The sequence below is a fragment of the Microvirga vignae genome (genome assembly GCF_001017175.1).
Lineage (GTDB): Bacteria > Pseudomonadota > Alphaproteobacteria > Rhizobiales > Beijerinckiaceae > Microvirga > Microvirga vignae.
Map to the genome: position 1 here is coordinate 255,586 of NZ_LCYG01000016.1, position 19,540 is coordinate 275,125.

General features: G+C 61.5%; 25 protein-coding genes. 16 read left to right on the forward strand and 9 right to left on the reverse strand.

From position 1 onward, the window contains the following. Window positions 1–5: 5 nt before the first annotated feature. The gene (locus tag AA309_RS06075; protein ID WP_047188068.1) at window positions 6–227 is read right to left on the reverse strand and encodes a hypothetical protein; all 222 of its coding nucleotides are present in this window, start codon (window positions 225–227) and stop codon (window positions 6–8) included. A gap of 200 nt (window positions 228–427) precedes the next feature. Here AA309_RS06075 and AA309_RS06080 point away from each other — a divergent pair, with 200 nt between their 5' ends. The 4 genes from AA309_RS06080 (at window position 428) to AA309_RS06095 (ending at window position 5,320) form a co-directional block, all read left to right on the forward strand. Beyond that, window positions 428–1,978, forward strand: a complete 1,551-nt coding sequence (locus tag AA309_RS06080) for a helicase HerA domain-containing protein (protein ID WP_047188069.1) — start codon at window positions 428–430, stop codon at window positions 1,976–1,978. A 148-nt stretch (window positions 1,979–2,126) separates the two neighbouring features. Continuing rightward, window positions 2,127–2,549: a GFA family protein gene (locus tag AA309_RS06085; RefSeq protein WP_047188070.1), complete on the forward strand. Its 423-nt coding sequence runs from the start codon at window positions 2,127–2,129 to the stop codon at window positions 2,547–2,549. Window positions 2,550–2,802: 253 nt separating this feature from the next. Beyond that, entirely contained in the window at window positions 2,803–4,239 is a 1,437-nt protein-coding gene (locus tag AA309_RS06090) for a M20 family metallopeptidase (protein WP_047188071.1), read from the forward strand. Window positions 4,240–4,381: 142 nt separating this feature from the next. Continuing rightward, complete coding sequence (locus AA309_RS06095) at window positions 4,382–5,320, forward strand: ring-cleaving dioxygenase (protein ID WP_047188072.1); 939 nt, start codon at window positions 4,382–4,384, stop codon at window positions 5,318–5,320. A 66-nt stretch (window positions 5,321–5,386) separates the two neighbouring features. Here the strand turns inward: AA309_RS06095 and AA309_RS06100 are convergent, their stop codons facing one another. Further along, window positions 5,387–6,184, reverse strand: a complete 798-nt coding sequence (locus AA309_RS06100) for a TylF/MycF/NovP-related O-methyltransferase (RefSeq protein ID WP_052954507.1) — start codon at window positions 6,182–6,184, stop codon at window positions 5,387–5,389. Between the two features lie 403 nt (window positions 6,185–6,587). On the opposite strand from AA309_RS06100, the gene AA309_RS06105 reads away from it, so the two are divergent. The 3 genes from AA309_RS06105 to AA309_RS06115 are packed head-to-tail and all read left to right on the forward strand — an operon-like array spanning window position 6,588 to window position 9,997. Next, complete coding sequence (locus tag AA309_RS06105; protein WP_425286853.1) at window positions 6,588–7,103, forward strand: putative pterin-binding protein; 516 nt, start codon at window positions 6,588–6,590, stop codon at window positions 7,101–7,103. A 28-nt stretch (window positions 7,104–7,131) separates the two neighbouring features. Further along, window positions 7,132–9,555 carry a putative bifunctional diguanylate cyclase/phosphodiesterase gene (locus tag AA309_RS06110; RefSeq protein WP_047188073.1) on the forward strand — a complete coding sequence of 808 codons (2,424 nt, stop codon included), beginning with the start codon at window positions 7,132–7,134 and terminating at the stop codon, window positions 9,553–9,555. 52 nt (window positions 9,556–9,607) lie between these two features. Further along, window positions 9,608–9,997: a 6-carboxytetrahydropterin synthase gene (locus AA309_RS06115; protein ID WP_047188074.1), complete on the forward strand. Its 390-nt coding sequence runs from the start codon at window positions 9,608–9,610 to the stop codon at window positions 9,995–9,997. A gap of 59 nt (window positions 9,998–10,056) precedes the next feature. Here the strand turns inward: AA309_RS06115 and AA309_RS06120 are convergent, their stop codons facing one another. Then, window positions 10,057–10,878, reverse strand: coding sequence for a MipA/OmpV family protein (locus AA309_RS06120; RefSeq protein ID WP_047188075.1), 822 nt, complete (start codon window positions 10,876–10,878; stop codon window positions 10,057–10,059). A 140-nt stretch (window positions 10,879–11,018) separates the two neighbouring features. Here AA309_RS06120 and AA309_RS06125 point away from each other — a divergent pair, with 140 nt between their 5' ends. Together AA309_RS06125 and AA309_RS06130 are read left to right on the forward strand one after the other, a co-directional pair. Then, entirely contained in the window at window positions 11,019–11,462 is a 444-nt protein-coding gene (locus tag AA309_RS06125; protein WP_244470273.1) for a host attachment protein, read from the forward strand. A gap of 233 nt (window positions 11,463–11,695) precedes the next feature. Continuing rightward, window positions 11,696–11,899: a hypothetical protein gene (locus tag AA309_RS06130; protein WP_047188077.1), complete on the forward strand. Its 204-nt coding sequence runs from the start codon at window positions 11,696–11,698 to the stop codon at window positions 11,897–11,899. Here the strand turns inward: AA309_RS06130 and AA309_RS06135 are convergent. The 3 genes from AA309_RS06135 to AA309_RS06145 form a co-directional block, all read right to left on the reverse strand. Then, window positions 11,896–12,747: a sulfite exporter TauE/SafE family protein gene (locus AA309_RS06135; protein ID WP_047188222.1), complete on the reverse strand. Its 852-nt coding sequence runs from the start codon at window positions 12,745–12,747 to the stop codon at window positions 11,896–11,898. The two genes, AA309_RS06130 and AA309_RS06135, sit on opposite strands and share 4 nt — an antisense overlap. A 175-nt stretch (window positions 12,748–12,922) precedes the next feature. Beyond that, on the reverse strand, window positions 12,923–13,792 hold the full coding sequence (locus tag AA309_RS06140) for a Clp1/GlmU family protein (RefSeq protein WP_047188078.1): 870 nt from the start codon (window positions 13,790–13,792) through the stop codon (window positions 12,923–12,925). A 9-nt stretch (window positions 13,793–13,801) separates the two neighbouring features. Further along, entirely contained in the window at window positions 13,802–14,491 is a 690-nt protein-coding gene (locus AA309_RS06145) for an alpha/beta hydrolase (RefSeq protein ID WP_244470274.1), read from the reverse strand. Between AA309_RS06145 and AA309_RS34075 the strand changes: the two genes are divergently transcribed. Then, a complete protein-coding gene (locus AA309_RS34075; RefSeq protein ID WP_200901951.1) occupies window positions 14,481–14,633 on the forward strand; it encodes a hypothetical protein in 153 nt (50 codons plus the stop codon). The two genes, AA309_RS06145 and AA309_RS34075, sit on opposite strands and share 11 nt — an antisense overlap. A gap of 39 nt (window positions 14,634–14,672) precedes the next feature. On the opposite strand, the gene AA309_RS31725 is transcribed toward AA309_RS34075, so the two are convergent. Next, entirely contained in the window at window positions 14,673–15,224 is a 552-nt protein-coding gene (locus tag AA309_RS31725) for a BON domain-containing protein (protein WP_052954508.1), read from the reverse strand. Between the two features lie 60 nt (window positions 15,225–15,284). Here AA309_RS31725 and AA309_RS06155 point away from each other — a divergent pair, with 60 nt between their 5' ends. Then, window positions 15,285–15,557 carry an HNH endonuclease gene (locus AA309_RS06155; protein ID WP_047188080.1) on the forward strand — a complete coding sequence of 91 codons (273 nt, stop codon included), beginning with the start codon at window positions 15,285–15,287 and terminating at the stop codon, window positions 15,555–15,557. Between the two features lie 68 nt (window positions 15,558–15,625). After that, on the forward strand, window positions 15,626–15,805 hold the full coding sequence (locus tag AA309_RS06160) for a hypothetical protein (RefSeq protein WP_047188081.1): 180 nt from the start codon (window positions 15,626–15,628) through the stop codon (window positions 15,803–15,805). Here AA309_RS06160 and AA309_RS06165 read toward each other — a convergent pair. Then, the gene (locus tag AA309_RS06165; RefSeq protein ID WP_047188082.1) at window positions 15,802–16,887 is read right to left on the reverse strand and encodes a patatin-like phospholipase family protein; all 1,086 of its coding nucleotides are present in this window, start codon (window positions 16,885–16,887) and stop codon (window positions 15,802–15,804) included. The two genes, AA309_RS06160 and AA309_RS06165, sit on opposite strands and share 4 nt — an antisense overlap. A 65-nt stretch (window positions 16,888–16,952) precedes the next feature. Continuing rightward, on the reverse strand, window positions 16,953–17,654 hold the full coding sequence (locus AA309_RS06170; protein WP_047188083.1) for a winged helix-turn-helix transcriptional regulator: 702 nt from the start codon (window positions 17,652–17,654) through the stop codon (window positions 16,953–16,955). A 57-nt stretch (window positions 17,655–17,711) separates the two neighbouring features. Here AA309_RS06170 and AA309_RS06175 point away from each other — a divergent pair, with 57 nt between their 5' ends. From AA309_RS06175 to AA309_RS06190, 4 genes are read left to right on the forward strand one after another with little or no spacing between them, the layout of a single operon-like run. Next, window positions 17,712–18,143: a VOC family protein gene (locus AA309_RS06175; protein WP_047188084.1), complete on the forward strand. Its 432-nt coding sequence runs from the start codon at window positions 17,712–17,714 to the stop codon at window positions 18,141–18,143. A 30-nt stretch (window positions 18,144–18,173) separates the two neighbouring features. Next, on the forward strand, window positions 18,174–18,653 hold the full coding sequence (locus AA309_RS06180) for an SRPBCC family protein (RefSeq protein WP_047188085.1): 480 nt from the start codon (window positions 18,174–18,176) through the stop codon (window positions 18,651–18,653). A 16-nt stretch (window positions 18,654–18,669) separates the two neighbouring features. Further along, complete coding sequence (locus AA309_RS06185) at window positions 18,670–19,026, forward strand: DUF1428 domain-containing protein (RefSeq protein WP_047188224.1); 357 nt, start codon at window positions 18,670–18,672, stop codon at window positions 19,024–19,026. Next, window positions 19,026–19,511 (forward strand): VOC family protein, encoded by a 486-nt coding sequence (locus AA309_RS06190; protein WP_047188086.1) that lies wholly within the window; start codon window positions 19,026–19,028, stop codon window positions 19,509–19,511. The genes AA309_RS06185 and AA309_RS06190 overlap by 1 nt, the downstream gene beginning before the upstream one ends. Window positions 19,512–19,540 lie beyond the last annotated feature (29 nt).

Below are 19,540 nucleotides of genomic sequence, written 5' to 3' on the forward strand. Positions count from 1 at the left end.
GAGCGTCAAAGCCGCTTTCGGATCAGAATCCAGACGGCGGCGAGAACGATCAGAAGCACCAGAATGAGACCCATTGTCTCGAAGACTGTCTCGGCGCGTTCCGTGGCGGCCGGAGGAGGGCCCATCTCCGCTCCTTCAGCCAGAGCTGGGCGCTGGCCGAGCACCCTTATGATCCGCAGGTCCGAATCCCCTTTCGGAAAGGCCGGAGCAGAAGGAATCGACGGCATGGTTCCTCCGAAGAGCTTCCGAGGAAGAGACCAGCCTGGTCTTGATCATGGCCGGAAACGTGGCCTGTTTCCGTCAAACCTGCGGCGTCATGCCTGGGGATAGCATTGCAAGGCTGTGGAGGAGGCCGTAAACCCGGGCACTTACCTGGGCTTTGCCGTGTTAGGACCAAGCCGGAACTGGAGATTGACGAGGGAGGCTGATGAAGGTCGGCATCGACATGGGAGCGATTTCCTCCACCCCCGGAGGACAGAGGGCTCAGCTCGATCTGGAAGAGCTTCTGGCGACGCGTCTGCTCGTCCAGGGCAATTCCGGCTCCGGCAAGTCTCACCTCCTGCGCCGCCTTCTCGAGCAGAGCGCCTCCCTGGTGCAGCAGGCCGTGATCGATCCCGAGGGCGATTTCGTCACGCTTGCCGACAAGTTCGGCCATGTGGTGGTGGATGCCTCCCGATCCGAGGGCGACATCCAGCGCATCGCCGCCCGTGTGCGCCAGCATCGGGTCTCCGTGGTGCTGAGCCTGGAAGGCCTCGATGCCGAAGCGCAGATGCGCTGCGCGGCGGCCTTCCTCGGCGGCCTCTTCGATGCGGATCGCGATTTCTGGTATCCCATGCTCGTGGTGGTGGACGAGGCGCAGCTCTTCGCGCCCGCCGCCGCCGGCGAGGTCTCGGACGAGGCCAGAAAGGTCTCGCTCGGCGCGATGACCAATCTCATGTGCCGTGGCCGTAAGCGCGGGCTTGCGGGCATCATCGCAACCCAGCGCCTCGCCAAGCTCGCCAAGAACGTGGCGGCGGAAGCCTCGAACTTCCTCATGGGACGCACTTTCCTCGACATCGACATGGCCCGCGCCGCCGATCTGCTGGGCATGGAGCGCCGCCAGGCCGAGATGTTCCGCGATCTCGAGCGCGGGCATTTCGTGGCGCTCGGTCCCGCCCTCTCGCGCCGCCCGCTGCCGATCCGCATCGGCGAGGTGGAAACCTCCACCCGTTCCGGCACCTTCAAGCTCATGCCGCTGCCCGAACAGCCGAAGGAAGACGCGCGCGATCTCATCTTCAAGGCCGGCGAGGACGAAGTGGTCGCCCGCCCGGTCATGCCGCGCCGCGCGCCGCCTCCTCCGCCCGCGCCCTCCACCAACGATCTTCTGGCCCAGCTCGCCCGCACCCGCGCGGCGGCAACGCCCGAACCGCAACCCGTCGAGGTGACGGAGGAATCGAAGGCCGAACGCGAGGCAGCCCTCGATTCGATTCTGCGCGAGATCCTGGACGATCCGGAAGCCGCTTTCCGCTCGGTCGCCGTGCTCTATCAGGATTTCCTCGTGCGCTGCCGCATTCGCCGCGTGACCGGCGAGCCCTTGAACCTCAATGTCTTCCGCCGCCGCCTCGCGGTGGCGCGCGCCGGTGTCGATACCGCAACGGCCGAAGGCACCGAATGGGATCGCGCGGTCGCCTTCGCGGGCGATCTCGAAGAGGACATCCAGGGCGTCTATCTGCTCCTCGCCCGCGCGGCGATGGAAGGCTCAGCCTGCCCGCCCGACGGCGAGATCGCGCGCGCCTGCGGCAGCCGCTCGCCGGGCCGCGCGCGCCGCCTCATCGCCTATATGGAAACCCGCAACATCGTCGTCACCCGCAACGACCCGCGCGGCCTGCGCATCATCGCGCTTCCTGATCTGGGATGGGAGACGGGGCCTGGCGATCCGAACGCGTTCGAGGAGCCGGTGTCATCATCGGACAATCGGGATTTGTTTGCGGCGGGGTGATGACGGTCGACGTCCTCTTCGTCTGAACTCAAAGGGATAAGGGCCGGTTTGGTCTCTTGTCACGGCACCCATTCGCTGTTCAATAAGGTGTTGAGCCTTTCTTCGCGCTTGCTGCGCGACGGCCGGCGCACGAACCAAGGAGGGAGTCATGACTCACTTGGGACAATGCTTCTGCGGCGCCGTTCAACTGGAGGTCGCCGGCTCGCCAGAGCTCATGGGCTACTGCCACTGCCAATCGTGCCGCTCGTGGTCTGGCGGGCCCGTGAATGCCTTCAGCCTCTGGAAACCGGACGATGTGCGGATCACGGCAGGGGCCGAGCATATCGCGACCTTCCAGAAGACGCCCTTCAGTCAGCGGCAATACTGTGCCAAATGCGGTGGGCACCTGATGAACAATCATCCGACCTTGAGCCTCGTGGATGTGTTCGCGGCGACGATTCCTACCCTCCATTTCGCTCCCAGCGTACACTTCAACTATGCCGAGACAGTGCTCCCGATGCGGGATGGACTGCCGAAGCTGAAGGACTTCCCGGCTGAGGCGGGGGGCTCCGGTGAGACACTTCCGGAATAGTCGCCGCCTCGTTTGAGGGCCACTGCGACTCGACAGCCGATGCTTGGTTCTGCCCGATATGAAGTCCTCTAGATCGGGCTCCCGCCATTATTTGCTGCAGATATGGGTGGTCTCTCGGATACCTGGGCTTTTCATCACCACAGCGCAGTTCTGCGGTTCACTCCGCGGCATACGGCGAACTCTCAACTCTTTTCATGCCACCCTTTGAAGGGATAGAACGTCAACCGTCATTAAATGCAATGAGCTGATAAACATGCAAAACGACCGCCTGAGCCTCGATGAAATTGTCCGTGGCGTCGACGCAAAAGCCGCCGATTACACCGCCTTGAGCGACCGCATCTGGGCGATGCCGGAGCTGGCTTTCGAGGAGCATCGCTCGGTGGCGGAGCAGATCACCATGCTGGAGCGCGAGGGTTTTCGCATCACCAAGAATGCGGGCGGCATGGCGACCGCGTTCGTGGCGGAATACGGCAGCGGCGGTCCCATCGTCGGAATCTTGGGCGAGTTCGATGCGCTGCCCGATCTCGCGCAGGCCTCGGGCGTGACCGAGCACAAGCCGACGGCGAAGGGCACGCCGGGGCACGGCTGCGGTCACAACCTGCTCGGTTCCGGCTCGGCGCTTGCCGCCGTGGCGTTGAAGGATGCGCTGGAATCTGAGGGCATTGCAGGCACCGTGCGCTATTACGGCTGCCCCGCGGAGGAGAGCGGCTCGGGCAAGACGTTCATGGCGCGTGCCGGTCTCTTCGATGATCTCGACGCCGCCTTCTGCTGGCACCCGGCTGTCGTCAACGAAGTGCAGAGCATGTCGTCGCTCGCCTGCATCCAAGCCTATTTCCGCTTCACGGGCCGTGCGGCTCACGCGGCGATTGCGCCGCATGTCGGCCGCAGCGCGCTCGATGCGGCGGAGCTGATGAATGTGGGCGTGAACTACATGCGCGAGCATATGCCCTCCGACGCGCGCGTTCACTACGCCATCACCAATTCCGGCGGCGATGCGCCAAACGTGGTGCAGGCCTATGCGGAATCGCTCTATCTCGTGCGCTCGCCTTTCCTTCCCGATGCGCAGCGTCTCTTCGAGCGCGTGAAGAAGATTGCCGAAGGCGCGGCGCTGATGACGGAAACCACCGTGGCGGTGCAGATCACGGACGCGACCTCGAACGTGCTTCTCAACAGGGCGCTGCAGGAAGCCATGTACGAGAACATGAAGCGTCTCGGCGGTCCCGGCTTCGATGACAAGGATTATGCGTTCGCGGAAAAGCTGCAGAAAGCCGCGATCACGCCGGAGGACATCGTGGCGAGCGTCAAGCCATATGATCTCTCCCTCAAGACCAAGGTGCTGCACGACGGCGTGCTCTCCCTGCCCACACGCGAAGAGGTGATGATGGGATCGACTGATGCGGGCGATGTGAGCTGGATCGTGCCCACGGTGCAGTGCCACGCGGCCTGCTTTGCCATCGGCACGCCGTTCCATACCTGGCAGCTCGTCACGCAGGGCAATCTGCCTGCAGCCCATAAAGGCATGGTGCTGGCAGCCAAAGCCATGGCTTCGACGGCGGCGGATTGCCTGCGCAACCCGGATCTCATCGCCCGCGCCAAGGCGGAGCTGAAGGAACGCACCGGCGGGCGGGCCTATGTTTGCCCGATCCCGCCGGAGGTGACGCCGGACGATCTGCGGGCGATGGCAGCCTGATCTCTGACTTTTCAAAGCTGCAAGAATCTTGCCGTCTGGAGGCGGGGTTCTTGCATTTCGGCAAGGTCTTCTTGGCGCGTCGCCGGGTCGTTCTTCTGCCGTGACAGGCCTATCTTCCGGTCAACATCCATGGAGCATCCCCATGCAACTGACCGGAATTCATCATCTTACCGCCGTAACTGCCGATGCATCCGGCAATCACGCCTTCTACACGCAGGCGCTCGGCATGCGGCTCGTGAAAAAGACCGTGAACCAGGACGACGTCAGCGCCTATCACCTGTTCTACGCGGACGGGCAGGCCACGCCCGGCACGGACATCACCTTCTTCGACTGGCCCGTGGCACGCGAGCGGCGTGGCACACACAGCATCTCGCAGACGGGCCTGCGCGTGAATGGGGAGAGGGTTCTGCAATGGTGGAAGGACCGCTTCGCCTCCCTCAACATCGCACATCAGCCGATCACCGAGCGCGACGGGCGGCCCGTTCTCGATTTCGAGGATTTCGAGGGCCAGCGCCTGAGCCTTGTCGACGACGGCGGGAAGGGCGAGGCCCATCCGTGGGAGCGCAGCCCCGTGCCGGCGGAGTATCAGATCCGGGGTCTTGGCCCCATCACCATCAGCGTGCCGAAGCTCGAGCGCACTGCGCGCGTGCTGACGGACGCGATGGATATGCGCGCGGCTCGCGAATACCGCATCGGCGGCACATCCGTGCATGTGTTCGAGATGGGCGAGGGCGGACCTGCGGCGGAGTTGCATGTGGCCGTGGAACCGAACTTAGCCATGGCACAGCCGGGTGCCGGCGGCGTGCATCACGTGGCCTTCCGCACGCCGAACGAGCAGACCTATCAGGAATGCTGGGAGCGCCTGCAGTCCCTGCGCGCGCCGTCGAGTGGCCCGGTGGATCGCTACTATTTCCGCAGCCTCTATTTCCGTGAGCCCAACGGCATCCTGTTCGAGATCGCGACCGACGGTCCTGGCTTTGCCACCGACGAGCCGATGGAGAAGCTCGGCGAGCGCCTTGCACTGCCGCCTTTCCTGGAGCCGCGCCGCGCCGAGATCGAAGCAGGTTTGAAGCCGCTTTGAACCCATACCCTGAGCCGCCTCGCAGGCATATGCGAGGCGGCTCAGGGTCATTTGGGGAACGCATGTTTATTCGCCAAACACGCCCCAGGCACAGTAGCTTTGAAGCGGATGCCGCTTGAGCCTTATGTTGTTCAACCCCAGCACTTCTTGAACAGCTAATGTCTCGCCAGGGAGTTGCGGGCAGTTCAGCTCGTCGAAAACAAGAAGGGAGCCTTTTACAAGTCTCGGGATGATCTTTTCGAGAACATCTTTGGTTGGCTTGTATACATCCATATCGAATATGGCCATCGATACGATCGCATGCGGGTTTTTTTCCAGCCAGACGTCAATGGTCTGAGAGGCATCGCCTTTTATGAGCTCAAATTTTTTGATGTGGTTGATCGCGTGCAGGCCCTCATGGATGCTCAATATTTCTTCAAGTGTGTTTTCATAGTTTGGCAGCGATCTGTAATCGCCGATTTCGGCAAAGCCGCCATCTTTGCTGTCAATCGTTGAGAACCCCTCGAAAGTGTCAAAACCAAATATTGTCCTTGATACATTGTTGGGTTCGTACATGCCGCGGAAGTTCTGCAAGAGTGCTAGGGTGGCGCCCCATTGAACCCCGAACTCGCAGATCACACCTGGCACGTCCAGAATCTTTTGATAAAGTTCGTGATAGTAGATGATGCGGCTTAACGCCTTTTGCTTGATCGTGACTAAGTTGTGAAGGTTCCAGTTTCCTCCATATTGAGGAAGCAACTCTTTTGAAATCGATAAAAGACGGGTATCCAGCAGGGCATCGTGCTCAGTTCGGCTCGATAACTCGCCGTTTTGAAGCTTGTACGTCTGTTGGTTTATGTCTTTTCGCCTATTTGTATTTTCCATCTTTTCTCTCACTGAGCGTTGCGCACGTACATTCTCCTGGTGTCCTAGGTTTGCGGGGACAGAACAAGAAACGCGAAGGCTCGTGAGTGTAAATAACGAGCAATACAGGTATTCTACAAGACGAGTTCACAATTCTATATGACACGATATTACGATCGTCAAATCGAGGCCTTCTGGTAGCTCTTTCGGCCGACGGCACGATTTCTGTAGTAGACTCTTGCTCGGTCTTGCCTGACGCTGCGAGGCAAAGAGCAGCAGTCAATTCTCCAACAGTAAAAGAGCGAGTTACGTAATAATATAAAGTAACATAAGGAAAATAATTATTCCTGTGTGTAAATAAAATTTTACCTATCCCATGCTTTGAGAGTAACTACCGGTGATTAAGAAGAGCAGGATTGCTTGAATGAAGATGCGAAACATTGTTCGGGCTGCAATCATTGCACTCATCGGTTTCTCCGGGATCGGGGCTGCGAGAGCGGAGACGCTGCCCACGCCCAAGGAAAGGCCGATCCTGACGATCTCGGGAAATATCTCGGCTACCAACAAGGGCAACACGGCGATATTTGACCGCGCCATGCTCGAAGCCTTGGGTACAGTTTCCTTCGAGACGGAAACGCCCTGGTATTCCGAGACGGTGAAGTTCGAGGGTGTGCCTTTGGCTAAGCTCATGCAGCATGTCGGCGCCAAGGGTGAGCACATCGTGGTCACGGCGCTGAACGACTACAGCAGCGACATCCCCTTCGCTGACATCATGAAGTACAATGTCATTCTCGCGATGAAGCAGAATGGCCAGTACATGTCCGTCCGCGACAAGGGACCTCTCTTCATTGTCTATCCCTTCGACAGCGACCCCCAGCTGAAACACCAGACCTATTACGGCCGCTCGGTGTGGCAGGTCTACAAGATCGCCGTGAAATAACGTAGGTCCGAGCGCTCGGAGAAAATGGTTGTCGCTGCGCACGCTCAAACTGGTGCTTGCCGTCGTCATTGCCGGCTTCATCGTATCTGCTGCCTATATTTCGATCCTCATTGTCGAGCGTCAGGAAGTCCTCAAGCACGTCGCCCGGTACAACATGCCTTGGCATGCCAGCGCGGCGATGCATGAATTCGTGCGTCTGGAGCAGCGCCTCAGCGCCTATGCGGCGCAAGACCCGACAGTAGACAAGGATGAGGTTTCCCTGCGTTTTGACATTATGGTCAGCAGGTCCGACCTTCTGCGTTCCGGAGACTTCAGAGAATTTCTCCGCGTTGCCCCCGAATGGCAGGAGGTTGTCGAGGAACTGGGTAAAACTCTTGCCGAGATCCAGCCCGCCATCGACAATTTGGACAGACCCGAAGCCGCCTTGGACATTGTGAGAGCGTTGGAGCAATTCGATGTCAAGCTCGCCGGTCTGGCCGCGGCCGCGCTCCATTATGGCGGCCAGCGTGCCGAGCAGGACCAGCACGAGCTGATCCGCCTGCACTGGATGTTCTCGAGTCTGGCGGCGGGCCTGATCGTGTTCGGCCTGTTCCTGCTGGTGCTGCTTGGATGGCACAACCGGCTTCTGGAAAAGGCCCATGCCGAACTCAGGCTCTATGCCGACAATTTCGAGAATATCTCCGTAAAATTGGAGAAGACCAACAAGGCTCTGAGCAGCGCCTATGAGGAGCTTCAACTGCGCAACGAAGCGCTGCAGACGCAGGAGCACGAACTCAGGACTCAGAACGAGCGTTTCGATGCCGCACTCAACAACATGTCCCATGGCCTGTGCATGGTGGATGGGTCGGAGCGCATCATCGTCTTCAACGCCCGTTTCGCCGAACTTTTCGCCATCGACACGACGGTTCAGCCCGGTGTGACGCTGAGTTGCCTGGTCGCGCAGGCAGAGGCGCAGGGCTGCGATGGTGCGGAGCCGCTGCGAGAAATCCTGGCCGAGCAGCAGGAACTCATGCGCAAAAGGCAGCAATTCGCCTTCATTCATGAGCAGCCCGATGGCCAGACCTTTGCCATCTCCCACCAGCCTATGTCGGATGGCGGCTGGGTGGCGACTTACGACGACATCACGGAGCGCAGGCAGGCCGAGTCGCAGATCGCCTATATGGCCCATCACGACGCGCTCACTGATCTCGCCAACCGTGTGCTCTTCCGTCAGCAGATGGAGCACGCGCTCGAGGAGACGGAACGCCAGCGGCTGAAGATGGCCGTGCTTTGCCTCGACCTCGACCGCTTCAAGGACGTGAACGACTCGCTCGGCCATGAAACGGGCGATTCCCTTCTCAAACTCGTTTCCGAGCGGCTGCGCAGCTGCATCCGGCAGCAGGATGTGGTCGCCCGTCTCGGCGGTGACGAGTTTGCCATCCTGCAGCTTGCCATCGACGACCAGCAGGATTGCGCAGCGCTCGCCCAACGCATCGTCGATGCCATCAGCATGCCCTACGACCTCGACGGTCAGGAAATCGTCATCGGCACCAGCATCGGCATCACCATCGGGTCCGAGGGCAATCTGTCTCCCGATCAGCTGCTCAAACAGGCGGATCTCGCGCTCTACCGTGCCAAGGCCGATGGGCGCGCCACCTTCCGCTTCTTCGAGCCGGAGATGGACGCGGAGCTGCAGGCCCGCCGCTCCCTCGAGATCGATCTGCGCAAGGCGCTCGCCAACCGCGAATTCGAACTCTTCTTCCAGCCGCAGGTCAATGTGCGTGCCAACGAGATCGGCGGTTATGAGGCATTGCTGCGTTGGAGGCATCCCGAGCGCGGTATGGTCTCGCCTGGCGATTTCATTCCGATCGCCGAGGATATCGGTCTGATCTCATCCTTGGGCGATTGGGTGCTGGAGCAGGCCTGTATGACGGCGACTGCCTGGCCCAAGGGCATCAAGGTCGCGGTCAATCTCTCTCCCGTGCAGTTCCGCAACAAGACCCTCGTGCAGAGCGTGAGCCGGGCGCTGGCGCGGTCCGGTCTGGCGCCGGATCGCCTGGAGCTGGAAGTCACCGAATCCGTCCTGCTGCAGGACAACGAGTTGACGGTTGCGACATTGCACCAGCTGCGCCGCATGGGCGTGCGCATTGCCATGGACGATTTCGGCACCGGCTATTCCTCTCTCAGCTATCTGCGCAGCTTCCCCTTCGACAAGATCAAGATCGACCAGACCTTCGTGCGCGAGCTGTCCTCCCGTGCGGACTGCCTAGCGATCGTACGGTCCATCGCGGGTCTCGGCGCGAGCCTCGGCATGTCCACCGTGGCCGAGGGTGTCGAGACGGAGGACCAGTTCCTCCAGATCACTGCAGCCGGATGCACCGAGGTGCAGGGCTTCTATTTCGGGCAGCCCAAGCCTGCCTCTGAGCTCACCCACACGCTCGCGGCCACGAAACGCAAGGCGGAAGTAGCCTAATCCCGAGCGACCATTTCCACCATAGATTCCACCATAGACTGGAGCAGGAAAGATGAAGACCTATTGCGAGTTCACGTTCGAAGCGGCCCATTCCGTGCATCCCTATTCGGGGCTGCATGGGCACACCTTCATCGCGAAGCTCACGTTCGGCGGTCCGGTGGACGAGGTCTATAACTGGCCGGTGAATCTCTACGATGTCGAGAACTACATCAAGGAACTGAAGGGCGACCACGGCACAGGGCTCGATCACACCAATCTCGACCTCAAGCAGAACGAGATCGGCCTCGCCTCGCTGGAGAACATCACGATCTATATCTGGCGCAAGGTGAAGGAGCGCTTCCCGAACCTCGAGGAAGTGGAGCTCAAGCGCGGCATGACGGGCTCGTCGGAAGGCTGCATCTATCGCGGCGAGACGCTGCAGACCGCCAGTCTCGCGGCCTGAAAACAAAAGCGCCTGAGGCACCGAGATCTCCAGGCGCTTCTCGATTGAGTGGGGAGATTTTATCGGCCCACGCCGAAGGAATAAGAGACGGTCAGACCAAGACCGACCTGGTTCTCCGAACCGAATTCTTGAACGATCGGGCTGTCCGCAGCATCGCCCACGAGGCGCTTGTAGGACACGAACGCCGTCGTCGACCACTGCTCCGACCAAATGTAGGACGCGCTGGCGGTCGCGCCCACCGAAGTGATGCCGCCGGACGGGCGATAGGCCTCGACCTGTCCGTTGAGCGCCGCTTCGACAGGCGTGACGCCGAAATAGGTGCGGGTGAATTCGCCGTCGCCGAGCGACAGGCGCGGACCCGCCGACACGGTGAAGGCGCCGAAGGCTTGCACTAGGTCGAGACCGAGGTCGGCCACGAAGCCGTCATGCCCGTTGATGCCGTGTCGGACCTCGGCGCGGGCGCGCAGGAACTCCACGGGCCAGTATTCCACGAAGAGGCCAGGTTCCACCGCCCAATTGATCTTGTTCAGGCCGAACAGCCGCCGGTCGTCCTCCAGGTAGCGCCCGCCCTGGAAGCGACCGACCACGCCGAAGCGCAGGGCGGAATCGTCGATGAACGAGAAGCTCAAGCCGTCATCAGGGGCGCTGAAACGTTCCACTGTGCCCGCGCGGCGGAAACTGAGGGAGGGATAACCGACGAAGCTCAGATCGTCCGCGCCAGGATAGGACGGCTGCAGCTGCAGGTTTGCCTTGAGCGTCACGATCCAGCCCGAGGGAGCAGACGGTAGCAAGGTGAAAGTTGGCTCCGCCGCCTGCACCGAAACCGACGCCGAGCCTGCGAGAAACAATGTGGCGATGGCGGAAGATTTCGAGAGGCGCATGGTTCGTCACCTGGTGAGCGTGATCGGCGCATCCGTCCTGACGGCAAACGCCGGAGAGGTCAAGCCGCCGCTATGATTTAGGTCAAGGCGAGGTGAACGCTCGAGGGGCAAGAATCATCATCGTCACAAGGAGTATGGCCGTGAACAAAGATCTCAAGCTTCCCCATGACGGCATGGTTCTCGTCAGCGATGGGCGCAAAGCGCTCTTTCTGAAAAACCAGGGAGACGATGTTTTCCCGAATTATCAGGTCGAACGTGTGCTTACGGCCGGGGAGAATCCGCAGACGCGCGACATGGAGACCGGCAAGCCGGGCATTCGCGGCGAGCGCCATACGATTGCGCAGACGGACTGGCACGATCTGGCCGAGCGAAAGTTCGCCACCGAGGTTGCGGATGAAATCAACGTCGTCGGTGCAGCGGCAGCCATAAAGGCTATCGTGGTCGCGGCACCTCCACGCACCCTGGCGCAGCTGCGCAGCCATTTCTCGGATGCGGTGAAGCAGAAAATTCTCGCTGAGGTCAACAAGGACCTGACGAAGCACCCAGTCTTCGAGATTGAGCAGCATCTGACGGGTCGAGCCTGACCCGACTTGCCCGGGCTAAAGCATCGGACCCAGAAGTGGAATGCATTTCTTGGGATCCATCCGATGCTCCCTTTTTCAAGCAGTGCATGGTTTTTGTGCGAACCGAAGGTCCGCGTCAGCGAAGAAACCGGGGCCACTTGTCCGCACGATGCGCCAGCGCCTGCAACAGCCCCGTGCAGAACCTTTTGTCGCTTCGGACGGTTGATGGATGAAACGATAAGGAGAAGGCCTTCTTGACCCTGATCGCCAGCAACCGCCCGCAGCCCGACGAATTCTATCCCAAGCCGCCTCCCACGGAGCCGGTGCCCGGCATGCCCACCCCGGCTGAGACACCCGTGTCCCCTGTTCCTCCGAGCATCCCATCCTCCCTGCCTGAGCAGCCGCCGGAGCCGGACAAGCCGGTCATTCATCCGACGCCGCAGCCCGAGGTTCCTTAAGCGAGCAGGCTGGCGGCGAAGCGGGCGCAGACGAGCAGCAGGAAGAGGCCGAAGGCGACCTCCAGGCGGCGCTTCGAGAGCCGGTGCGCGAGATGCGCGCCGATGGGCGCCATCCAGGTGCTGGTGGGAATGAACAGCAGCAGGCCGAGCAGCGACACATAGCCGAGCGCCAGCGGCGGCTGGAAGGCGATCACGTCCGGGAAATCCGCCATGTGCGGCCATCCGGCATAGATGTAGCCGATGGCGCCGGGGATCGAAATCAGGATGCCCAGCCCCGAGGAGGTGGCCACCGCCTGATGGATCGGGCGGCTGTAGAAGGTCATGAACAGGTTCGACAGCTGCCCGCCGCCGATGCCCATGAGGGCCGAGAGCACGCCGATGAGCCCGCCATAGGCCCGCATGATCGGCTTTCCCGGCATATCGAGGCCGAGCCGCCAGGTGTCCTTGCCGAAGAGCAGGCGGATCGCGGAAACGCCGGCCACCAGCACGAACACCGCCTTGAACAGGTCCGCAGGGGCATAGCGGGCAATCAGGCTCCCCGTGACGACGCCGAGCACGACCGGCACGGCCCAGACCCTCAGGATCGACATGTCGACCGCGCCCTTGGCGCGGTGCGCGGTGAAGGAGCGGAGCGAGGTGGGCACGATGATGGCCAGCGACGTGCCGACGCACAGCGGCATGCGCACCTCGTCCGGCACGGCCAGGATCCGGAACAGCTCGTAGAGGATCGGCACCGCTACCGCGCCGCCGCCGACGCCGAACACCCCGGCGAGCAAGCCGGTGATCGCCCCGGCCGCAAGAAGCGCCACCACGAGCCAGACGAGATCAAACACAGGAATGCCGAACATGACGAAACACCGGAAACGCAGATGACGGACGCTGATGGCAGCGTCATGAAACCTTTGCCACGCTAGAGCCTCGGACTCAAAAGTGGAATCCACTTCTGGGGCTCATCCGATGCTCAATTTGTGGAGGAGCGCATCGTTCATGCGGAAAACCGGATCCACCTTTCCGCACGATGCGCTAAAGCAGGGATCTTGCCCCTGGCCAGCCCCGGCCTTCGGCTTTGAGGCGGGTTTCCGAATAGGCCTCATCCAGGGCAAGCATGCCTGGCACGATACCCTGAATTGCCGCCTGCCTGACAGGCGTCAGGACTTCGATGGCCTCATTGTCTCCGGCACCACCCAGAAGCCCCAAGCCGAGATCGTTTCCCAGCCCGTTTCGCAAGCCCACCAGCAGCCGCCGGTCAGGGGAAATGGCAGGCGGTGTCTCCAAGAGCAGAGCGGGATCGAGGGAAAGCACGGCAGCATCCTCGAAGTACCGATGGAAAGCCTGCCTTCGGCCAGCCCGCCGCTCCCCGTCGGTCTTTCGCCTGGCGTGGGGGGATGAGGGAAGATGAAGAACAGGAATGTCAGGACGCTCGCCGATGATCGGTTCGAGATCCGGGGCATTTCCAAGAACGATCAGCAGATCGGGCTGGATAACCTGGAGCTTTGCCGCCTTCAGCCTTCGTCCAGGACCCGACAGGAGTCCACTGGTGTTGATGATTTTGATCGTCGCATCCGTTCGTGAAAAAAGCCGTTGCGTTCCTTCGAGAAGCGGTTTCCAGCCGAGAACGGGATCCGTCGATCCAACGAAAGCGAGCGCCAGGCCTTGAGCATCGCTCATGGTGACGCAGGCGGGAGGGCCGATCATCTTCTGGCCGAGATCGGTATCGATGAGAGCCACGTCACGTCCGGTCTGTATAGCGGACGTGAAGAGGAAGCCGGTCAGCATACTCTTGCCGCTGTCAGTCCGGCCGATCACGCCTACGGTTCGGATGTTATCGCGCTCGAGCCGCTGCGCAGCCTCATGCCATTCGCGCGGTACATGCAGATCTGGGGGTGACTTCATGGGGTGGTGCTAGCCGAGAAAGCGGGCGACGGCGAGGTCCACCATATCCGATGGGACAACGTGGCCGCCATCGAACTCGCGGTACTCGACATCGTAGCCTGCTCTCTCGAGTGCCGGCACGATGCGGCGGCTGCAGGGGCCGATGGGCAGGACTTCGTCGTGAACGCCGTGGGAGATGAAGATCTTCGGTGCATCTTCCGTCTGAGTAGGGGCCATGAATCCCGGCGAGAAGGCGAGGATGTGGCCGAACAGCTCGCCATTGATGACGCCAACGGAGAGTGCGTAAGAGGCGCCGTCAGAAAAGCCCGAGACTGCGATCCGCCGAGGGTCGACCGTGTGCATCTGAAACACCTTTTTCAGCGCTTCGTCGATAAAGGAAATATCCGGCCCATAGCCACCCCTGATCAGATCCCAGGTGGGACCGCGCGATTCCGGTACGAGAAGAATCATGCCCTGTGCTTCCGCGGAGCGGACGAGCAGGTCCAGCATCTGCGAGGCAATGCCGCCAGCTCCATGCAGGCCGACGATCAGGGGAGCGGGTTGGGCCGGATCGAGTCTTGCGGGAATGAAGACCATCCCATCGCGCTTCCTGCCAAGCTCCAGCGCATGACGGCCTGGTGCCGCGCGGGACGGTGCTGCGATTGTCTCAGGTCTTGCGCTGAGACGGCCGGATGCGTGGGCTGAGGACATGCTCGCCATACTCGAGATCCTTTTGGAATGCGCGCCAGCGCTGGGCGTTTTCTCCGAGAGGGCGCTGCGCGAAGCAGGCTGCATCGCGATCTACGGCGATCCTGAGGAGCTTTTGAACAACGACGACAGCTCTCCTCTTGCGCCGTCGTGAGATCTCCGCCGGCTCTCGCCAGCGGAGATCGTGCAGCGACTAGACGCCGCTCTCGATGCGGAGATTGTTCTGCACGTGCCGCACGCCCGAGGCGAGCTCGGCCAGATCCTCGGCGCGATACTTGAGTCCACGGCTCGCTACCGTGCCGGAGAGCGTTACTTCGCCGTCCTTCACCGTCACCTCGACGTTCGAGGCATCGATGAAGCGATCTTCCGTCAGGCGCTCGCACACATCTTCATGGATGCGCTCGTCCGAACGCTTGTACCCTTTCGGGCCGCGGCCGCGATGAGGACCTGAGATATCACGCCCGACGTCGCGGTCCGCGCGCAGCTCCGGATCGTTCGGGTCACGGTCGCCCAGCGCCCCGAGGCCCGAACGGTAGCGGGCATAGCCCGGCGCGAAGCCCTCATCATCGGGAGGGCCGCCTCGACCATCCTCGATTACGCCGCCATAGAACTCGTTGGCGTCGCTGCCGTAACCGCCCGGATATTCCCGGCCCTCGCCACGAAAGCCGACGGCACCCTTCGGCACGTCGCCATAGCCATTGTCGTCATTGTAAGGGTTTCGATTCCTGCGGCGGGTGTCTACCATGGCTTCAGCTCCTGTCCTGTGCCAAGAGCAACAACCCGATGTTCCTGTGGTTCCCAGCCCATGAAAGCAGCACAACGCATCAAGCTGTTCGAGACGATTTTCGCGCGCGATGGCGGGCGCTGCGTCTATTGCGGAGTGGAAGCGCACCGCTTGGGCAAGGGCCTCGGCCGCTCCCCTGCTCTTGCCACTCTCGATCATGTGGTGCCGCGCTCACAAGGTGGACCGCTCAACCCCGCCAATCTCGTGCTGGCCTGCCAGGCTTGCAATAACCAGCGCGGCATCATGGATGCGGAAGAGTTCCGTGCCCTCAAACAGCGCATGCCTCTTCCCTGATCGTGGAACGCTCGCTCTTGGCCGGACGTTCGGCAGGCAGTGGGATGTGCTGGTGAAGGAGTGAATCCATGAATCTCGAAGACAAGGTGCGCGAGGCCATCATCGCCGAGCTTCGCCGTCAGGCGGAAACAGGACAACAAGGCCTGCGGGTCGATGCCAGGGCGGCTGAGATGATGACGATTGAGGGTCGTGTGAACCTGGACGAACTCGCGATGGCCATCGTGGGATCGCTGGCCGGCGGACCTTAAGCTCGCGCGCGAGCGCCCATCTCTGCCGAAACGGTGGCGTCATTCGGATCGAGCCTGATCACGTTGAGCCGCCTTTTTTCCAGGCGCGAACTCTCAAGCTGTGCGAGGGCGTGCTCCATGTCCCGCAAGCCTGATGCCCACCGATCCTGAAGCGAGGCGGGTGAGTAATCGAAGGTCTTGCCCGCGCGCTCGTCGCTTCCCGATTGATAGGCGAGATGCAGCAGCGTGACGGATGAGCCATCGGGCTCGATCCGCTCGTGCAACGCATATTCCCGCTTCAACGATTCGATGGTGCGCCGTGAAGAGCTCGCCAGAATCAGATCGTTCGCTCTCTCTGCGCTGGCATCGAGCGATGCCGGGCGCGAGGCTCTGAGGCTGAAAAGCTCGACGGCGATGCAGAGCGTATCCTCCTGTGGCGGCGTGGCCAGTGCGACATCGATCGGCAGGTTGTTGGTGAAGCCTGGATCGCACAGCAGGCGCCCGCCAATCTCGACGGGCGGGAAGACCGGCGTGATGGCTGTCGAGGCCAGCAGGTGATCAGGAGCAATCTCTTCACGAACCGTGTCGAAGAAGACCTCTTCTCCGCTTTCGAGATCGACGCAACCGGCTGTTAGGCGAATGCCGCCCTTGTTCAATCGCTTGAAGTCGATCAGGCGCTCCAGGGTCTGTCGCAAGGGCTTGTGATCGTAGAGAGCGATGTCGCTCGGCATCCACGGCAGCATCGAGAGCAGGCCCGGGAACCGATGCCCGAAGAGGCCTGGACGCCCGAGCAGGAGAGTGAGGGCCGTGTGGGCCTCGTTATAGGCATGCCGGAGCGACGAGCCGCGATGGAGCGCAAAGCCTGAATGAATCTTCGCCTGCTCCCAGAACTCTCTGAGGCGAGGCATGCGATCCTCCGGCGCGTTGCCGGCAACGATCGCGCCGGTGATCGCGCCGATGGAGGCGCCGACGATCCAGCGGGGTTCGATGGTCCGCTGCTGCAAATGCTCGCAAGCACCGGCGAGATAGGAGCCGAGCGCATTGCCACCGCCGAGGACCAGCACGATGGGCTGGTTGCGATCCGGAATGGCCGAGGGAGACATCGTCGCCGCCTTGATGGGAGATGGCGGGGAACGCGTGCCTTCTCTTGATGGTTCCGGCAACGCTCTTAAGCGGGGTGCGACGCCTTCGGCGGCAGCGGGAACAATCCCACGAAGCGTTCCGCCAGTGCCCTGTCGCCTTCGACCTTCACGACGCCTGCGCTCTCCAGAGCATCCAGGGGCCGGCCGCCATAGATGGCGCCGGCCAGCATCGGCGGCGTTCCGGTGAAGACCAGATCGGCACCCTCGACAGGCCCGCGCGCAATCTCGATCCGGCCATCCGCGAGGTGAGCGAGAAAGGTTTCATCGTGCAGGCAAAAGCCGATCCGTGCGTCGAGGCCCTTGGCGCCCTCCGCGTCCAGCATCGTGCGCAGCGACAGAAGGAAGGATGCAGAGCTGAACGGGAGGGTGGGATCATGCAGGCGCGAGCGCGCGGCCCAGCGGCCGAGCGCCTGGAAGATGGGCTCGCTCTCATAGCCCCATTCCGTCAGCTCATAGACCTGAGCAGAAGCAGGCGGCGGCAGCTTGCGGCGGGTGAGCACGCCGACAGCCTCGAGCCCTTCGAGCCGCTGGGTGAGAACGTTCGCGCTGATGCCCGGCAGGCTCTCACGCAGGTCGCTGAAGCGCTTCGGCCCCATCATGAGCTCACGCATGACCAGAAGCGCCCAACGCTCGCCCACGAGATCGAGGGCATGGGCGGTGGCGCAGGCGTCGTCATAATGACGGCGGGACCGTCTTTCTTCCTTTGTAGTTATTTTTTCTAACTTCATAGTTGCTATTAATAACTTTTTCTGGAATCAATGTCAAAACCAAACAGGGAGGAAGCCATGCCGAAGCTCGTTTTCATCAATCTGCCGGTCGTCGATCTCGACCGTGCCAATGCGTTCTATGAGGCCATTGGGGCCGTCAAGAACCCACAGTTCAGTGATCACACCGCCACCTGCATGGTCATCTCCGAGACCATCCATGCGATGTTGCTGACCCATGACAAGTTCCGCCAGTTCACGCCGAGAAAGATCGCCGATGCGAGGGAAACCACGGAAGTGCTGATTTGCCTCTCCGCCGACAGCCGCGAGGAGGTCGACAGCATGGTCGCGAAGGCGAGCGCCGCAGGCGGTCGTGCCGATCCCGGTCCGAAGCAGGATCACGGCTTCATGTATGGCCGCAGTTTCGAAGACCCGGACGGTCATATCTGGGAAGTGATGTGGATGGATATGGAAGCGGCGAAGACCGCCATGGCGCAAATGGCGAACGCTTGAGAGCGCGCATCATCAGCAGGGAGCAAAATCATGACGAACCAGCCTGCCGCTCACGAACTATCCGTCACTCGATGGATCGATGCCCCGCCTGAAGCCGTCTACCGCGTCTGGACCGAGCGAACCGGCGAATGGTGGGCACCGCGCCCCTACACCACGCCGGAGGTTCATATGGATCTGCGCCCCGGCGGACGCGCGCTGATGGCGATGCGAGCTCCCGACGGAACTGACCTGCCGCGCGAAGAAGGGGTGTTTCTCGAAGTCGTGCCGAACCGCAAGATCGTGTTCACCAACGTCTTCAAGAGCGGATGGATTCCGCAGGATCCGTTCATGGTCGTGATCGTCACCTTCGATCCTGAAGGGACAGGCACTCGCTACACTGCCCGTGTGCTGCATTGGAATGAGGAGACGCTGAAGCAGCACGAGGCCATGGGCTTCCAGGAAGGCTGGGGCATCGTCGCAGGCCAGCTCGCTGCCTTGGCGGAAGGCCGTTCCATTTCGGATGCAGCTTGATCTGAGGGAGAGCGTCATGAGCTACATAGACGGGTTCGTCATTCCCGTTCCCGCCGGCAAGCGGGACGCCTATCGCAAGGTCGCTGCGCAGGCCGCCCCGATCTTCAAGGAACACGGAGCGCTTCGCATCGTCGAATGCTGGGGCGATGACATACCGGATGGAGAGGTCACTGACTTCAAGAAAGCAGTAAAGGCAGAGGGAACAGAAAACGTCGTTTTCTCCTGGATCGTCTGGCCCTCGAAGGAGGCGCGTGACGAAGGCAACAAAAAGGTCATGGCAGACTCGCGCCTGACCGGAGCCGAGATGCCGTTCGATGCCAAGCGCATGTTCTGGGGCGGCTTCCAGATTCTCCTTGATACCGAGGAGGAGTGATGTCCAAAATCGTACCCTGCCTATGGTTCGACGGCAAAGCCGAAGAGGCCGCGAAGTTCTATGTCTCGCTGCTGCCCGATTCGCATATCGACGCCGTTTTGCCTTACACGGTCGAGACGCCCGGCGGGAAGCCGGGTGACGTGATGTCGGTCGAGTTCACGCTTGCTGGCCTGCGCTACATGGCGCTGAACGGTGGACCGTATTTTCAGTTCACGCCCGCCATCTCGCTCTTCGTCAACTGCGCCGATCAAGCGGAGGTCGATCGACTGTGGGACGCCTTGTCAGTCGGCGGCACGCCGATGCAATGCGGCTGGATCACGGATCGTTACGGCGTCTCCTGGCAAATTGTGCCCGAAGCGCTGGGTCGTATGATGATGGACAGGGACCCCGCAAAAGTCCGCCGGGTGACCGAAGCGATGTTGAAGATGATCAAGCTCGACGTTGAAACACTCGAGAGGGCTTATCGGGGACAATCGGCGGCCTAAGCTGAGAGGATCCGCCGTACTCCCTGCAG

Coding starts and splice junctions, on each gene's coding strand:
- AA309_RS06075 (WP_047188068.1), bottom strand. CDS start 227: ATGCCGTCGATTCCTTCTGCTCCGGCCTTTCCGAAAGGGGATTCGGAC.
- AA309_RS06080 (WP_047188069.1), top strand. CDS start 428: ATGAAGGTCGGCATCGACATGGGAGCGATTTCCTCCACCCCCGGAGGA.
- AA309_RS06085 (WP_047188070.1), top strand. CDS start 2,127: ATGACTCACTTGGGACAATGCTTCTGCGGCGCCGTTCAACTGGAGGTC.
- AA309_RS06090 (WP_047188071.1), top strand. CDS start 2,803: ATGCAAAACGACCGCCTGAGCCTCGATGAAATTGTCCGTGGCGTCGAC.
- AA309_RS06095 (WP_047188072.1), top strand. CDS start 4,382: ATGCAACTGACCGGAATTCATCATCTTACCGCCGTAACTGCCGATGCA.
- AA309_RS06100 (WP_052954507.1), bottom strand. CDS start 6,184: ATGGAAAATACAAATAGGCGAAAAGACATAAACCAACAGACGTACAAG.
- AA309_RS06105 (WP_425286853.1), top strand. CDS start 6,588: ATGAAGATGCGAAACATTGTTCGGGCTGCAATCATTGCACTCATCGGT.
- AA309_RS06115 (WP_047188074.1), top strand. CDS start 9,608: ATGAAGACCTATTGCGAGTTCACGTTCGAAGCGGCCCATTCCGTGCAT.
- AA309_RS06120 (WP_047188075.1), bottom strand. CDS start 10,878: ATGCGCCTCTCGAAATCTTCCGCCATCGCCACATTGTTTCTCGCAGGC.
- AA309_RS06135 (WP_047188222.1), bottom strand. CDS start 12,747: ATGTTCGGCATTCCTGTGTTTGATCTCGTCTGGCTCGTGGTGGCGCTT.
- AA309_RS06140 (WP_047188078.1), bottom strand. CDS start 13,792: ATGAAGTCACCCCCAGATCTGCATGTACCGCGCGAATGGCATGAGGCT.
- AA309_RS34075 (WP_200901951.1), top strand. CDS start 14,481: ATGCTCGCCATACTCGAGATCCTTTTGGAATGCGCGCCAGCGCTGGGC.
- AA309_RS06145 (WP_244470274.1), bottom strand. CDS start 14,491: ATGGCGAGCATGTCCTCAGCCCACGCATCCGGCCGTCTCAGCGCAAGA.
- AA309_RS31725 (WP_052954508.1), bottom strand. CDS start 15,224: ATGGTAGACACCCGCCGCAGGAATCGAAACCCTTACAATGACGACAAT.
- AA309_RS06155 (WP_047188080.1), top strand. CDS start 15,285: ATGAAAGCAGCACAACGCATCAAGCTGTTCGAGACGATTTTCGCGCGC.
- AA309_RS06160 (WP_047188081.1), top strand. CDS start 15,626: ATGAATCTCGAAGACAAGGTGCGCGAGGCCATCATCGCCGAGCTTCGC.
- AA309_RS06165 (WP_047188082.1), bottom strand. CDS start 16,887: ATGTCTCCCTCGGCCATTCCGGATCGCAACCAGCCCATCGTGCTGGTC.
- AA309_RS06170 (WP_047188083.1), bottom strand. CDS start 17,654: ATGAAGTTAGAAAAAATAACTACAAAGGAAGAAAGACGGTCCCGCCGT.
- AA309_RS06175 (WP_047188084.1), top strand. CDS start 17,712: ATGCCGAAGCTCGTTTTCATCAATCTGCCGGTCGTCGATCTCGACCGT.
- AA309_RS06180 (WP_047188085.1), top strand. CDS start 18,174: ATGACGAACCAGCCTGCCGCTCACGAACTATCCGTCACTCGATGGATC.
- AA309_RS06185 (WP_047188224.1), top strand. CDS start 18,670: ATGAGCTACATAGACGGGTTCGTCATTCCCGTTCCCGCCGGCAAGCGG.
- AA309_RS06190 (WP_047188086.1), top strand. CDS start 19,026: ATGTCCAAAATCGTACCCTGCCTATGGTTCGACGGCAAAGCCGAAGAG.